This is a genomic window from Companilactobacillus tucceti DSM 20183 (genome assembly GCF_001434665.1).
In the GTDB taxonomy this organism is placed as follows: domain Bacteria; phylum Bacillota; class Bacilli; order Lactobacillales; family Lactobacillaceae; genus Companilactobacillus; species Companilactobacillus tucceti.
Map to the genome: position 1 here is coordinate 23,256 of NZ_AZDG01000004.1, position 13,106 is coordinate 36,361.

Genomic DNA, 13,106 nt, shown 5'->3' on the forward strand with positions numbered 1-13,106 from the left:
AAAGGGGATAATTATTATGAGAAAATTTGGAGTTATCGGAGTAGGACACGTAGGTGTTACAGTCGCATATACATTAGTTACTAAGGGAATCGCTGACGAATTAGTTTTGATCGACAAAAACGAAAAATTGGCAGTAGCTGAACAATTAGACTTACAAGATTGTCAGGCAAGACTAGACACAACAACTAAAATTAAAGTTCAAGATTATAGTGAATTAAAAGATGCTGATGTTTTGTTTGTCACTGCTGGAAATATTCATGCCCTAGATAATAATTCAGGAAATCGCTGGGTTGAATTTGAATATACTAGAGAAATCGTCAAAGATATTGCACCTAAAATTGCTAAATCCGGATTCAACGGCGTTTTGGTTGATACGATGAATCCTTGCGACGCAATTGCTCAATACCTCCAAAAAGAAGCTGGTTTTACTTCTGAACAATGTTTAGCAACTGGAACATTTCTTGATACAGCAAGAATGCAACGTGTCGTTGCTGAACAGTTTGGAACTAATTCTAAAAACGTTGGCGGTTATGTTTTAGGAGAACATGGTGAATCACAATTTGTTGCATGGTCCACAGTTACAGTTAATAATCATCCCCTAAAAGAATATGCAAAGGCAAAAGGAAAAGAATTAGATTTAAATGATCTTGAAGATGAAATCAGACATGGCGGCTGGGCTATCCACTCCGGGAAGGGATACACAAGTTTTGGAATCGGAACTTGTGCTGTTAAATTAGCTCAATCTGTAATCTCAGATGCACAGCTTGAATGTCCAGTTTCTACATATAATAAGAAATACGATACATACTTAGGTCAACCTGCTGTTGTTGGAAAAGGTGGAGTTCAATATGTTAATGAACTACATCTAACTGACGAAGAGGAAGCCAAATTCAAAAATTCTGCTAATACAATTAAAGAAAAGTTTGCCACAATGTATGAGAGAGCATAAAAAGGCGGTTAGCTCTTGAGCATTGTCTAGGATAATGTTAATGGTGGTCGGCTTCCGATATCGAGTAATTCCACCTGTTGTGTGACCGACTTCAGCCAAGGTCTGAAGTCTCGATTCTAAACTTTGCAAAAATCGCAAATTTTAGAATCGTCAGTGGAGTAAGAACGCAAGCGTTCAACTCCTCTTTCACAACTGGTTCCATTACTCGATATCTCCAGCTTTTAGAATTTTGGTAATATATTAAAAGGGAGTTCTATAATTGTTATATTTTTTGTATAACAATTGTAGGGCTCTCTATTTTTAATTTAACTTTTTTATTATCTAAGCCAATCGCTGATTTGTTTATCAGAATGATCAACTTTATTTCCATCAACTACTAATGATGATGTAAAGGTATTATTAATTGCTCCTTGTTGTTTGAGAATTTCTTTAACTACTTGAACGCTATCACCTTGACCATATCCACCTTCACTCATGAATGGAGCAATTTTCTTACTGGATAATTGACTGCCGTAAGTGTTTAGAAATGAGTGCATTGGATGTGATAATGTCATTGCCCAAATTGGATATCCTAAGTAAACCGTTTTGTATTGGTCAAGATTAGGTAGTTCCATATTTAATTCTGGATAATCCATATTTTCACGTTCAAAATTTGCTCGTGACAATGTTTTTGGGTAATTACTTGGATAAGGGTCTTTCACGGTAATCTCTAAAATATCGGCATTAGTTTTCTTTGCAATTTTACTTGCCAACAATTCTGTACTACCTGATCTTGAAAAGTAAATAACGATATTCTTGGCTGAATCGGTTAACTTTCTAGTAGGATGGCTATTTTTATTAGTATCCATCCCATCAGAAATTGTTCCTGCACCATTACGCCAATCATTACTATTTTTTCCTAATTGATAAGCTGTGATTTTTTGACCATCAATTGTTGCATCTTGAAATTTATTATTCAATTTCTTATCTCCCAAAAGATTAAAAAATACCCACAGATTTGTATCTTCATCTTTAATATACTGGTCTATCTTCACCTTGTGTGCCAGCATCAGCGATACCGACTGAATCGTTCTTCAAATAATCTGGATCAGCAACAATTTTGACGATTACATCGGCCATACTTTGACGAGATCCAGAAACTCCAAGGTATTGTTCATTCTTGTGTGTGATTGCATATTTAACTTCATCACGATCATTCAACCATGGAAAACGTAATGTTGTATATGTTAGACCTGATTCTTCAAGCAACTTATCAGCATTAATTGCTGCATCCAAGCCGCCTTTTACCATACTGTAGTTCCAACGACCAAATTCACCAGGGACTTCGTTATATAGACCTAATAAGCTTGATTCAATAACACGTTCAACTTTGTTTTCTTTCATAGCTTTAACAACATTTTTAGTCATAGTGTTGTTACCATCATGGTCGACAAAAGAAATATAGACGATATCTTGGCCTTTCGTGGCGTTATTAACTGCTTCAAAATCCTTAACATCACCATCAATCAAAGTAACATTTTTATTTGAGCCCAATTCCGCCAAACGATTACTATTACGTAAAAATAGTGTCAATTCAACATCTGGTTGTTCCTTTAGAATTCTATCTTCAACGATTCTTGCAATTTGTCCATTTGCACCTAGTACTAATACTTTTTTCATTTTTATCTCTCCAATTATTTTAATTTAGCTAAACTTGTTCCAAAAATTTGTTCAATTGTTACTGGATCACGGTGGTCAAAGAATTGACTTTCACCTTTATCAAGACTATTCATAATATTCATATCATCATCGGTTAATTTGAAATCAAAGACGTTGATATTTTCTTCCATACGATTTTTATGAACCGACTTAGGAATCACCACAATTCCACGTTGAAGCAACCATCTTAAAATAACTTGGCCATTAGATTTGTTATATTTGTCAGCAATTTCTTTGATAGTTTCGTTAGTGAAAATATCATGCTTACCTTCAGCAAATGGTGCCCAAGCTTCAACACGAACATCTTCACTTTGATTGAATTCAACTTCTGAATTCTGTTGATACCAAGGATTAACTTCAATCTGGTTAATTACTGGTTTAATTTCATTTGATAATTCCAAGTTCTTCAATTGATCTGCATAGAAATTAGAAACACCAATTGCTCGAATTTTACCAGCTTTATAAGCTTCCTCTAAAGCATGCCATGCACCAGACACATCTCCATAAGGTTGGTGCAATAAATATAGGTCTAGATAATCAACTCCAAGATTATTTAATGAAGTTTCGATACCTTTTTTTGCTCGTTCATAGTTGGCATCTGATACCCAAAGTTTTGATGTGATGAACAATTCCTTACGATCAACTCCACTTCGTTTGATAGCACGTCCCACGGCAGATTCATTTTGATAAGCTGCGGCTGTATCAATTAATCTGTAACCTGAAGCAATTGCATCAACAACTGCTTGCTCACATTGTTCTAAGTCAGTTACTTGAAAAAAACCAAATCCTAATTGTGGCATTTTGATTCCATTATTTAATTTCACTGTATCCATATCTGTTTACCTCTGCGTTTGATTTATGAGTTCATTATATGCAGGCCATGTATACTTGAAAATTACTAGATAAACATGCTACTATACGTCCAGCGTATAGTACTTTAACGAGGTGATTTTATGATTGATAATTACTTGCTGGAGGAATTAGTAACTTTTAGTAAATTTGGAACTCTGGCGGCCACCGCAGAAGAACTGATGGTGACACAGCCAACGGTAACTCGTGGAATGCAAAAACTTGAAGATGAGTTAAATGTGAAATTATTTGACCGTCAACCCAATCACATTTCTTTGACCAAAACTGGAGTTTTAGCAGCTAAAGAAGCACAAAAGGTTTTGAATCAGAATCAAAGTTTTATTAACACAGTTCAAGCATATGAGGCCAGCAACACTACCCTAACAGTCGGTTCAGTAGTTCCTGGACCTACAATCGTTTTGCATTCAATAAATAACATGCCCAAAAATACTGTTATCAAGGATGCTTTATTACAACAAGATGATGTTATCAGCGACTTAGAAAACTTAAGCTATTCAATGATTCTAACTAATCAAGAAATCATGACCGATTCGATCGAGTCTCGCTTCATTGGTAGTGAAAAATTATCAGTTAACTTAGATAAGTTCACTTACTTGGCTAATAAAAAATCAGTGAGATTTGATGAATTAAAAGGAATGAGTTTTATCGTTATTAACGATATAGGTATATGGAAAGAAATTATTCAAAATAATATTCCAGATGCTAAATTCTTGTACCAAGAACAATATGATGCTTTTCAAGAAATAACTCAGTACTCCAATTTTCCTTATTTCAGTACCAATATTTCTCCAAAAAGTAATCATATTCCTTCAAAAGATGATGATCGTGTCAGAATCCCAATTAGTGATGATGAAAGTACAATGAATTTTTATGCTTCTTATTTAAAAAATCAAAAAGCAAAAGTTGATCCGTTGATTAAATTAATATCTCAAGCTTGGATATATTAAAGAATTTCAAGACAAAAAAGCCAGTAATCTAAAAATTGATTACTGACCTTGTTTGTTTCCGATATCGAGTAATTTCGGCTTTTAAAATTGTATTTATATAATTATAATAGTATTTCGTAAATTAGCCGGAAGGCGCAGAAAAATTAGGTTGCTGTGAAGGTGGCGTTAGCACTTTAGTGCTTACACCACGGGACGAATTTTGAAACTCGCGGACTTTGCAAGGTTCAAAATCGAGATTCAAGACCTCGGCTTGAATCGTTCCCCATAGCAACCTAATTTTTCTGTGACTGGAGGCGGCAAAACATCACCTACATATATTTTTAGAAAAACATTTTACTAACCACAATCATAAATCCTAATAAAACAACAGAAACGATTGATGCAGCTAAAACGGCTTTTTTGCCGCTAGTCATAAATACTTTAAAATTAACACTCATACCTAAAGCTGCCATTGCCATTCCTAGAACCAAATAAGCTAGTTTTACTAAACCATTTAATATCCCAACTGGCATTGGAATAAAAGTTCCAATAATACTAGCTAAAATAAAGCCACCCATAAACCATGGAATCGGTAATTTCTGCTTAGTAGTATTTCCATTTGATTCTGTTCTTTGATACCAAATTCCAATGATCAAGGCTGCTGGCGCCAACATCAAAACTCGTGACAATTTAGTAATAATTGCTGTACTTAAGCTAATAGATCCACCGGCACCACCAGTTGCAATAGCATGTGCTATTTCATGTAATGATCCACCCGCCATAACTCCAAATTGGGAAGATGTCATATTTAACATTGGCTTAATGGCTATTTCGATCAACGTAAATATTGTTCCTAAAATTGCTACAATAGCTACTGCCAAAACTTCGTCATCCTTTTTTTGTGCTTCAGCATCCGGATGAACTTTTATTTGTGGAGAAACTCCCATAACCGCAGCAGCACCACATATTCCTGTACCACTGGCTGTTAATATGGCTAATTCCTTATTAACTCCCAATTTTCTGGCAATATTATAAGTTAAAATCACAACACCACTAACAACTATTACTGCCACTAAAATTGTTTTAATACCAGCATTGGCTAAATCTATCAAATTCAATTTAAATCCTAAGAGAATGATTCCTAATCTCAAGAACTTATTAGAAACAAAACCTATTCCGGATTTGGCTTTCTTAATAACTGGTTGATGTATTTGAAAAAACATCCCCAATATCAAAGATATTACCAATGCACCAATAATAGTTAGGTATAGTAGTCCACCAAAAAATGTTCCTAAAGCGGAACAAATCAAGGTCATAATAAATGCATAATAAAAACTACTTGTTCTAAAAATCCCCATAAATATGTTTTCCTCTCTTTTAACATGATTTAAATGATAATATAGAATTGATATAAGTAAAAATTAGTAATTGTTTTTATATTATAAATAATTCTTATGAGGTCAATCATGTTAGATAAAAGATTCAAAACTTTAGCCATTCTTTCAGAAACTCTCTCCTATACTAAAACGGCTCAAAAACTGTTCGTTACTCAACCGGCGGTCTCTCAACAGATTAATTCTTTAGAAAATGAATTAAACTTACTTTTAGTTACAAAAAATAATAATAAAATCAAACTAACTCAATCTGGAATTATTCTAGCTAACTATGCTAAAAAAACTTCTATGGAAAGTCAGCGACTCATAAAATCACTTCAAGACGAAAAAAGTCTACGTAAATTAAAAATGGGTTGCACTTTATCACTAAGCACAACCCTACTACCAGAATTTATTAATAAACTAAACAGTGACTTCAAGATCACTACCACTGAAATAAATAATACTAAACATGTTTTAAGCAAGATTCGTGACGGAAAAATCGACTTTGGACTCATTGAGGGTAACTTTGATAAAAAGGAATTTGACTACATCTTAATTAAGCGTGAGCCCTTTATTTGTGTAGCAAATCCTGAATTAGACGTCAAAGAACCTCTTCCTATTGAAAAATTATTCGACCAAAATATTCTAATAAGAGAAATTGGTTCAGGTAGTCGTGATATTTTAGAAAACTGGTTAGCAATTCAAAATTTTCAAATAAATGATTTTCAAAATATCTCTGAAATTTCCAGTCCAACAACGATAATTCAATTACTAAAGCAAAATCTAGGAATTAGTTTCATGTATAAATCACTTGTGGAAAATGATTTGGAACACGGACTATTGAAACAAATTCCGATTCAAGAATTTCATATTGATCATCCTATAAACTTGGTTTTTCTAAAGGATAGTTATTTTAAAGATACTTATAAGCAGCTTGTTTAGAAGTTAAACATGCGGTCATAAACATGCAACCAAACATAGCTTTTTCCACTTAAAACAAATGGTGCCATGACATACGTCACAGCACCATTTTGCATTTCCAAATTTTTTATAACATAACCGTGTAACAAAAGGCTGCAACCTCCACATAGCTACGAATCACAAACGATTGATAGTACCAATCGTTCGTGCTTCTAGGCTATATTCCGGTAGCAAAACGCCTTTTTTTACACTCTTTTTTTACAAATCTAACTTATACCCAGTAACAATAGGCTCACGGTCATTATGAATATCACGGAAATATTCATATTCAGATAATCCTGAGAAAGAACCTACTATATTGTAAATATTAGTATAGCCAAGGTTATTCAACGCACGGACCATGTTATAGCTTCTTTGACTGGTCAAACAGTGAATATAAACTGGTTTATTCCGTGGAATTTCATCTAAACGACCACGGAACTGACTTAATGGAATATTAAGAGCACCTTTAATATGACCTTCCGCAAATTCATCTGGTTCACGTGCATCAATAATAAATGCTCCATCATCTACTAAATCACGGACTTTTGTAAGAGAAATTTGCTTATATTCATCATTTAAAATATTTGTTGCCACAAGTCCTGCCATATTAACGGCATTTTTAGCAGTGCTAAACATTGGCTGGTAGCATAATTCAAGATTTTGTAGATCTTCAACATATCCATGCATAGTGATCATTGTTGCAATAACATCAATTTGTTTATCGACTTGGCTTAGACCGACAGCTTGAGCTCCCAAAATCTCACCGGTTGGATAACTGAATACTAATTTTAGAAAAATGGGATGTACATCAGGCATCAAAGAAACTTTGTCTTTTGGCGCTACCATAGCTACACGATATTCAATCCCATTCTTTTGACATTGTTCTTCACTTAATCCAGTGGAAGCGGCATTTAATCCAAAGACACCGATAACTTGTGATCCAATGACACCATGTTGATGTACTAAACGTCCATATGCATGATTTACGGCATCACGAGCTTCTATTTGAGCTGGAAAGGCTAAGTCTAGTCTTTCCTTTTTTCTAGTCAACATATTAACTACTTCAATTGCATCACCAACTGCATATACATGAGGCAAATTAGTTTGATAATTTTGATTTACTGCAATAGCTCCAGTCTCACCAATTTTCACGCCAATTTTTTTAGCTAATGAAACTTCAGGTTTAACACCAACGGCCATTATTACCATTTCAGTAGGAACGTTTTCACCAGAATCAAAAATAACCTCATCATCCGTAAATTCAACTACTTTGTGGTTAAGTAACAGACGTACCCCATGTTCCATCAATTGTTTATGAATAATTTGAGCCAAATCATCATCCATATTTCTTAAAACATGTTTTGATGATCCAACTAGTGTTACATCTTTACCAGCTTTAATTAGATTTTCTGTTACTTCTAGCCCTATGAATCCAGCACCGACTACAGTAATGTTTTGAACGTCGTTTTCTTCAATATAACCTTGTATTTTTCTTATATCGACAACATTTCTAACTGAAAAGACATTATCGTTATCAATCCCTTTAATATCACTAGGCATTTTAGGAACTGCACCTGGTGATAAGAATAATTCATCATAATTATATGTTTTAATACTCTTAGTAACTAGATCTCTTATTTGGACAGTTCTATTTTCAGCGGATACATCTATTACTTCTGTATTAGTAACAGCGTTGATGTTATATTGCTTTTTAAATTGTTCTGGACTCATCAAAACAATATCATCAGCATTTTCAATTGTTCCACTTAAATGATATGGAAGCGCACAATTAGAGAAGGAAACATCAGGACCCTTCTCAAACATTGTTATTTCAGCATCTTCATCTAATCTTCTAACTCTCGCTGCAACTGACGCGCCTCCAGCAACGCCACCGACAACAATAATCTTTTTTCCCATTTTTATTCACTCCTTAAATGAGGTCGCACGCAATTCTAAGGTAAATTAAATAAAGCCCTTACATTTCCAGCATACTTCATTAAGAACGATTTAGCCATAATAAATCAGTTTCTTCTACTAATTGTGCATGATAATATATTATTATCAATCAAGAAAAGAGGATTTATAATGAAGATTTATTTTGCTAATGGTTTATTTTCTCAAGCCGACCGCATGTTTAACGAAGTCGTAGTTAAGCAAATAAGAGAAATGTCCAATGATATTGAGGTTTATCTTCCTCAAGAAAATGGTGACATTAACGACAAAACTAAATTCGCTGACTCAATCAAAATTGCTGAAGAAGATAACAAAGAATTGCTTTCTTCTGATTTAGTTGTCGCAATTCTTGATGGAGAAATTATTGATATCGGTGTTGCTTCAGAAATAGGTCTAGCATTTGGTAAAGAGATCCCCGTTCTTGGACTATATACTGATTTAAGACAACATGGAGCAGAAAATCCTGAAAAGCTTAAGGCTGTAGGTGAAATTGGTGAGAATCCTTTCCAATATGTTAATACTTATACGATTGGACTCATCAAATTGAATGGTAAAGTCGTCAACACGATCGACAAATTATTGGCTGAAATTAAAGCGTATATCTAAAATAATTTTGTAAATATTGAGTTTTTTAGATTTCAATAACATTACATGTCTTTTACAGTTGGATTATATCCAACTTTTTTTATGCCATGCGTTATATGATGTTTCTCGTAAGAAAATTCGTTAAGCCAAAAAGGCTTCAAAGTAATTCGGGGGACATATCTCAATGAGAATCAAGAAATTAGCAGTATCAGTATTAACAGTCGCTTCACTTGCACTTACAACATTTGCCGCAACAGGCAATGCTGTCCAAGCCGCAGTTTCAGTTTCTAACACAGACGGTGTAGTTTACGTTACAAACGCTAACGGCGCTACAGTATACAACGAACCTTCAGTTGATGGTGATATTACAACTGGTTCAGCTTCATTACAAAACAATACAGCATGGAAAATTGACAAGGCAATCACACTTGATGACGCAACTTACTATGAAGTTGGTACAAATATGTGGCTTAAGTCATCTGATATTTCATTCGATGCTCCACAAGCAAATACATCTACACAATCTTCAAGCGAAGTTAATAAATGGATGTATGTTAAATCAGATCAAGGTAACGTAAATCTTTATGATGCACCAAATGGTTACTTTAACGGTAACTCTGTCTCAAATGGTTCAGGTTATGAAGTATATGATGAATATACAGACTCAAATAACCAAGTTTGGTATGATCTTGGCGCTGGTCAATGGATCAAAGCTGAATTCATGACAGAACAACAAGTATCAGAAACAATCACTATGAACGCTACAGCTTATGATCCAGCTGTTTTAGGTTCAAGTATGGGTTACAGCGGTGTTGCTGCCAACTTATCAAAATTCCCTAAGGGTACACATCTAAAGATCACTGATAGCAATGGTAATGTTTATGACCGTGTTGTTAATGATACTGGTTACTTTGCATACAGCAACCCTAACCAATTAGATATCGCTATGCCAAATTCACAAGCACTACAATTTGGTCGCCAAAACGTTACAGTTCAAGTAATTAAATAAATACAAAAGAGTGGAACAAAACATGTTCAGCTTTTGAGCATTAAGGAAAGCAAGACCAGTAATCCGATTTTGGATTGCGGGTCTTGTTTTGGTTAAGCGGAAAAAGCTATGTTTTGTTGCACGTTTATGCTGCATGTTTAAAGAAGTTTTGTCCAAAGCTCTTTTTACGCCTAATTATTGTGGTTATAAGCAAAAACAGTTAGTGGTGCAAAGACTATTACGATTCCAATTCCAAAAAGTAATACTAACCAAGCTTCATTTGTCCAACTACCTGTGGATAAAATTTGTCTAACAGCGGTAATAACGTAAGTTATTGGATTCAGATACACAATGAATTTCATAGTTTTAGATAATGTATCAACTGGAATAAATGCATTAGATAAGAATGTTAAAGTCAACATAATCATTAGTGAAAAACTCTGAACAGCAGATGCACTTTTAGCTAATAATCCCAATAGTGCAAATACCCATGAGATTGCCCAACCAGAGAATATTGCAAGCAATCCACTTACAACAACTACCCAAAAGATTCCAGCAGCTGGTCTCCACCCCATTAAATAACCTACTGACAATGAAGTAATAGTTGCAATTACTAAACGTAAAATATCAGCAAAAAGTTGACCGGCTAGAGGTGCAATGTGTGCCATAGGTAATGATTTAAATCTATCAAAGACTCCAGAGTCTAAATCCTCTCTAATCTGTGACCCTGAACCAGATGCGGCCGATAACATTGTTTGAATCAATATTCCTGGAACAATCGTTGGCAAGTAACTTTTAACGTTACCAGAAATTGCCCCTCCAAACAGATATCCAAACATCAACATAAACATAATTGGCTGAATAATAACATCCATAAATTGATCTGGATTATGAAGTGTTTTCAAAAGATTACGATAAGCCATTGTTGCAGTATTCATAATTAAATTTCCATGATGTGTCTCTACATTCATAATTAATATCCTTCTTTTCTAATTTTTACCTACTGTCAGTTTCATAAATACATCATCTAAAGATGGTTCTTTTACTGTCAGATTACTAATGCTTATTTTTGATTGTTTTAGAGTAACTAATAATGGTGCTAGTTGATCAACACTCTTCAAAGTGGTACTTAATTGTTCACCTGCGTGATGAATTGGCTCGCCAACATTGTTTGTTAATAATTTCATAGCATCATCAATTTGGGAATTGCGTTCAACAGTAAATTCCAGCTTTGTACCACCGATTTGTTTTTTAAGTTCTTCTGGAGTTCCAATTTTTATTAATTTGCCATGATCAATGACTGCAATTCTATCTGCTAATTGATCAGCCTCATCTAAGTATTGTGTTGTAAGTAAAATAGTAGAACCTTGTTCAACCAATTTTCTGATCGTATCCCACATTTGAGTTCTAGTTCTTGGATCTAGACCCGTTGTAGGTTCATCTAAGAAAATCAAAGCAGGTCGAGTAATTAAACTTACCGCCAAATCCAATCTACGACGCATACCACCTGAAAAGTCTTTTAATGGTTTATCCGCTGAATTTATTAGAGAAAATTCTGATAATAATTCTTGTGTCCTCTTTTTTGAATCTAATCTAGATAATCCATTAAGCCTTGAAAAGATCATTAAATTCTCACGAGCTGAAATATCTTCGTCGACGGAAGCATATTGTCCAGTTAATCCAAACATTGATCTAGCCAGTCGCCCTTCTTTAACTGAATCATGTCCAAAAATTTTTACACTTCCATTATTAGCTTTCATTAATGTGGTCATCATTCTCAATGTTGTTGTTTTACCAGCTCCGTTTGGACCTAATAATCCAAATACTTCACCTTTTTTTACATTAAAAGAAATGTCATCTACTGCAATTTTATTATTAAATTTTTTTGTTAAATGATTAACTTCAATAGCGTTTACTGCTTCCATATCTATTACCTCGTTAGCTTTTGATATTAATCAGGTCACCTGATTAACTACATTGTAAGGGTACCTGATTAATTATACAAGTATTTTATCAGGTACCTTGACTATCTTTTTTAAAATCAACCAGTATAATAATATTTGGAGGTATAAATATGCCTAATCTATTAAAAAAGAAAAGTGCTGCTGGTAAACTAATGGAATTCAATATGGTTCGTCACACAGTAGACAATATGTATCATAGAAACTCTGATCAAGGAGAACGACGATTTCTATTTCAAGGCCAAGGAAAAATCCTTGTAGCCTTATACCAAAATGATGGTATTTCTCAAAAAGAATTAGCCACAAGCCTTGATCTATCAGCTCAATCAACCGCTGAATTTGTCAATAAGCTTGTAAATAAGGGATTAGTTACAAAAGAAAAATCTACGACTGACAAACGTGTATCAATTATTAAATTAACCAAATCTGGTAGAGAAATTGCGACCAAAGAATCAGAAAAAATACCAGAATTCTTTGACGTTTTAACTGATGAAGAACTAGATCAATTCACTAATATTCTGACAAAGATAAATACAAAACTATATGATGAAATAAACGAAAGTAATTCTAGCCTATTTAAGAAAACACAAAAAATCGTTAAAGAACATTTTCGTGACTGGTTTTTATAGAGCGCCAAAGAACACGTTCAGCTTTCGAGCATTAAAGCAAACACCCCTACCAATCCGGCGGATTGATAGGGGTGTTCGTTTTAAGCGGAAAAAGCTGTGTTCTTTGGCGCGTTTTAGCTGAATATTTAAGAAAATAAGCAAAAAAAGACCCCGTCTCACGACGGGGCATTTTTGAGGTGGTAAGATGAAATCTCTACTGCAGTTTTCA

General features: G+C 34.1%; 14 protein-coding genes. 6 read left to right on the forward strand and 8 right to left on the reverse strand.

The features are described 5' to 3' along the window. Window positions 1–16 precede the first annotated feature (16 nt). Window positions 17–949, forward strand: a complete 933-nt coding sequence (locus FC72_RS02620) for an L-lactate dehydrogenase (protein WP_057764503.1) — start codon at window positions 17–19, stop codon at window positions 947–949. A gap of 317 nt (window positions 950–1,266) precedes the next feature. Here FC72_RS02620 and FC72_RS02625 read toward each other — a convergent pair whose 3' ends face one another. The 3 genes from FC72_RS02625 to FC72_RS02635 are packed head-to-tail and all read right to left on the reverse strand — an operon-like array spanning window position 1,267 to window position 3,480. Then, window positions 1,267–1,908, reverse strand: coding sequence for a flavodoxin family protein (locus FC72_RS02625; protein ID WP_235805136.1), 642 nt, complete (start codon window positions 1,906–1,908; stop codon window positions 1,267–1,269). A 52-nt stretch (window positions 1,909–1,960) separates the two neighbouring features. Continuing rightward, entirely contained in the window at window positions 1,961–2,608 is a 648-nt protein-coding gene (locus tag FC72_RS02630; RefSeq protein ID WP_057764505.1) for an NAD(P)H-binding protein, read from the reverse strand. Window positions 2,609–2,622: 14 nt separating this feature from the next. Beyond that, window positions 2,623–3,480, reverse strand: coding sequence for an aldo/keto reductase (locus FC72_RS02635; protein ID WP_057764507.1), 858 nt, complete (start codon window positions 3,478–3,480; stop codon window positions 2,623–2,625). Window positions 3,481–3,600: 120 nt separating this feature from the next. On the opposite strand from FC72_RS02635, the gene FC72_RS02640 reads away from it, so the two are divergent. Next, window positions 3,601–4,464, forward strand: coding sequence for a LysR family transcriptional regulator (locus FC72_RS02640; RefSeq protein ID WP_057764509.1), 864 nt, complete (start codon window positions 3,601–3,603; stop codon window positions 4,462–4,464). 320 nt (window positions 4,465–4,784) lie between these two features. On the opposite strand, the gene FC72_RS02645 is transcribed toward FC72_RS02640, so the two are convergent. Then, window positions 4,785–5,801 carry a YeiH family protein gene (locus FC72_RS02645; RefSeq protein ID WP_057764511.1) on the reverse strand — a complete coding sequence of 339 codons (1,017 nt, stop codon included), beginning with the start codon at window positions 5,799–5,801 and terminating at the stop codon, window positions 4,785–4,787. Window positions 5,802–5,909: 108 nt separating this feature from the next. Here FC72_RS02645 and FC72_RS02650 point away from each other — a divergent pair, with 108 nt between their 5' ends. Continuing rightward, on the forward strand, window positions 5,910–6,761 hold the full coding sequence (locus tag FC72_RS02650; protein ID WP_057764513.1) for a LysR family transcriptional regulator: 852 nt from the start codon (window positions 5,910–5,912) through the stop codon (window positions 6,759–6,761). Here the strand turns inward: FC72_RS02650 and FC72_RS11060 are convergent. Together FC72_RS11060 and FC72_RS02655 are read right to left on the reverse strand one after the other, a co-directional pair. Then, complete coding sequence (locus tag FC72_RS11060; RefSeq protein ID WP_268871645.1) at window positions 6,758–6,889, reverse strand: hypothetical protein; 132 nt, start codon at window positions 6,887–6,889, stop codon at window positions 6,758–6,760. The genes FC72_RS02650 and FC72_RS11060 overlap by 4 nt on opposite strands. Window positions 6,890–6,998: 109 nt before the next feature. Continuing rightward, complete coding sequence (locus tag FC72_RS02655) at window positions 6,999–8,699, reverse strand: FAD-dependent oxidoreductase (RefSeq protein WP_057764515.1); 1,701 nt, start codon at window positions 8,697–8,699, stop codon at window positions 6,999–7,001. A 168-nt stretch (window positions 8,700–8,867) separates the two neighbouring features. On the opposite strand from FC72_RS02655, the gene FC72_RS02660 reads away from it, so the two are divergent. Both FC72_RS02660 and FC72_RS02665 read left to right on the forward strand, forming a co-directional pair. Beyond that, a complete protein-coding gene (locus FC72_RS02660; protein ID WP_057764517.1) occupies window positions 8,868–9,341 on the forward strand; it encodes a nucleoside 2-deoxyribosyltransferase in 474 nt (157 codons plus the stop codon). A 163-nt stretch (window positions 9,342–9,504) separates the two neighbouring features. Further along, window positions 9,505–10,329 (forward strand): hypothetical protein, encoded by an 825-nt coding sequence (locus FC72_RS02665; RefSeq protein WP_057764519.1) that lies wholly within the window; start codon window positions 9,505–9,507, stop codon window positions 10,327–10,329. 170 nt (window positions 10,330–10,499) lie between these two features. Here the strand turns inward: FC72_RS02665 and FC72_RS02670 are convergent, their stop codons facing one another. Together FC72_RS02670 and FC72_RS02675 are read right to left on the reverse strand one after the other, a co-directional pair. Beyond that, on the reverse strand, window positions 10,500–11,279 hold the full coding sequence (locus FC72_RS02670) for an ABC transporter permease (protein ID WP_057764521.1): 780 nt from the start codon (window positions 11,277–11,279) through the stop codon (window positions 10,500–10,502). Between the two features lie 18 nt (window positions 11,280–11,297). Then, window positions 11,298–12,233 (reverse strand): ATP-binding cassette domain-containing protein, encoded by a 936-nt coding sequence (locus FC72_RS02675; RefSeq protein ID WP_057764523.1) that lies wholly within the window; start codon window positions 12,231–12,233, stop codon window positions 11,298–11,300. Between the two features lie 149 nt (window positions 12,234–12,382). Here FC72_RS02675 and FC72_RS02680 point away from each other — a divergent pair, with 149 nt between their 5' ends. After that, a complete protein-coding gene (locus FC72_RS02680; protein WP_057764525.1) occupies window positions 12,383–12,898 on the forward strand; it encodes a MarR family winged helix-turn-helix transcriptional regulator in 516 nt (171 codons plus the stop codon). Window positions 12,899–13,106: the final 208 nt, after the last annotated feature.

Coding starts and splice junctions, on each gene's coding strand:
- FC72_RS02620 (WP_057764503.1), top strand. CDS start 17: ATGAGAAAATTTGGAGTTATCGGAGTAGGACACGTAGGTGTTACAGTC.
- FC72_RS02630 (WP_057764505.1), bottom strand. CDS start 2,608: ATGAAAAAAGTATTAGTACTAGGTGCAAATGGACAAATTGCAAGAATC.
- FC72_RS02635 (WP_057764507.1), bottom strand. CDS start 3,480: ATGGATACAGTGAAATTAAATAATGGAATCAAAATGCCACAATTAGGA.
- FC72_RS02640 (WP_057764509.1), top strand. CDS start 3,601: ATGATTGATAATTACTTGCTGGAGGAATTAGTAACTTTTAGTAAATTT.
- FC72_RS02645 (WP_057764511.1), bottom strand. CDS start 5,801: ATGGGGATTTTTAGAACAAGTAGTTTTTATTATGCATTTATTATGACC.
- FC72_RS02650 (WP_057764513.1), top strand. CDS start 5,910: ATGTTAGATAAAAGATTCAAAACTTTAGCCATTCTTTCAGAAACTCTC.
- FC72_RS02655 (WP_057764515.1), bottom strand. CDS start 8,699: ATGGGAAAAAAGATTATTGTTGTCGGTGGCGTTGCTGGAGGCGCGTCA.
- FC72_RS02660 (WP_057764517.1), top strand. CDS start 8,868: ATGAAGATTTATTTTGCTAATGGTTTATTTTCTCAAGCCGACCGCATG.
- FC72_RS02665 (WP_057764519.1), top strand. CDS start 9,505: ATGAGAATCAAGAAATTAGCAGTATCAGTATTAACAGTCGCTTCACTT.
- FC72_RS02670 (WP_057764521.1), bottom strand. CDS start 11,279: ATGAATGTAGAGACACATCATGGAAATTTAATTATGAATACTGCAACA.
- FC72_RS02675 (WP_057764523.1), bottom strand. CDS start 12,233: ATGGAAGCAGTAAACGCTATTGAAGTTAATCATTTAACAAAAAAATTT.
- FC72_RS02680 (WP_057764525.1), top strand. CDS start 12,383: ATGCCTAATCTATTAAAAAAGAAAAGTGCTGCTGGTAAACTAATGGAA.